This window comes from Leptospira idonii (assembly GCF_004770995.1).
GTDB lineage: Bacteria > Spirochaetota > Leptospiria > Leptospirales > Leptospiraceae > Leptospira_A > Leptospira_A idonii.
Map to the genome: position 1 here is coordinate 1 of NZ_RQHW01000024.1, position 1,259 is coordinate 1,259.

The following is a 1,259-nucleotide window of genomic DNA, read 5'->3' on the forward strand; positions in this document are numbered from 1 at the left end:
TTCGTTATGCGCAACTCTTTAAAATGAACATTCAATACATAAGTTACTCAATACTCGCATTTTTATTTTTAATTCTATTTCTTATCAAAATAGGAATCCAAGAATTAGCTCTTTACAAAATGATTGATTTTAACCAACTTTCGAAAAGTGGTTTTTTCGGTATTGAAAAACTATTGTGTTCGAAATCACTTTATTTTGGACTCTCTCTAATTACAATAGCGCTAACATCAAGTATTATAACAATTTTTTACTATGACAGCTTTATTATTATCCTAATATCTATTTTCTTACCAACCGCCCTGGTGTTAATATTACTTTACACGCTAGATCCGCTTTTCTTTTACTTTAGTATATACGGATCTGTTTTATCAAAGCTTACAACCGAAACAGAAATAGATCTGTGGGGGGATCGATTAAATCCTAAAATTTTTAATGTCATTCAAATCTATTTATATAATAATCTTAAATCTCTTGAAGATCTCATAATATTTGAATTTTTTAGACTAAATGATAATGCGATATTATTTAACCTGGAGTATCCAACCCACCAATTTAAACTTTCATATAATCTTGACATTACGCATAAATGGCTTCGCTACTTTCTTCCATTATTTTGCAAACTGTCATTTTTATTTATTATGTTCATCGTCCTTATCATATATACAATTACGCTAAACAGCATATCTCAAATTGATCCTAGCTTAAAACAACATGGTCATTCTGGATTATATATCTTGCCGCAAATTCTATTTGATTTTTCAAATATCAAAAATTATTTTATTGGTCCAGCTGGTGAAATTTTATTAGCAAGTATTATAATTTCTTTCATCTTAATAGGAACGGGAAGTTATTCATTTTTAGGTCATAATTATAATGAATATATAGATTTATTATTTAATGACTTTTATAAATACGAAAAGATTCTTGAAACAAAAAGAGAGAAAGTCATTTACTGCATCAAAAATCGCCTTTATTATATTTTGCTAGATATATTTCAAACAGAATTAAAGAACGAGTATAAATCCTTTTCCCTAAGACTTTATCTACAAAGCAAAGGAATTGAGATAAACCAACACGAGAGCTGCGCATAACTACGGCTTACCGCTTCGCTGCGGGATTCGCTCCGCTCACCCTTGCTTGGTCTCCGACAAATCCCCTTTCTGGCACTCACTTGCAAACGCAAGCTCTGTGCCAGTCCCTAACGTCCCTTTGGGACTCAGGGTCAGGGGACTTCGGTAAGCCTAGTTCGTTATGCGAAA

The 1,259-nt window shown here is 31.8% G+C and carries 1 protein-coding gene; it reads left to right on the forward strand.

From position 1 onward, the window contains the following. Positions 1-1,091 (forward strand): hypothetical protein (locus EHS15_RS06755; protein ID WP_210416310.1); only part of this gene is annotated, 1,091 nt, incomplete at its 5' end. Between the last annotated feature and the right edge of the window lie 168 nt (positions 1,092-1,259).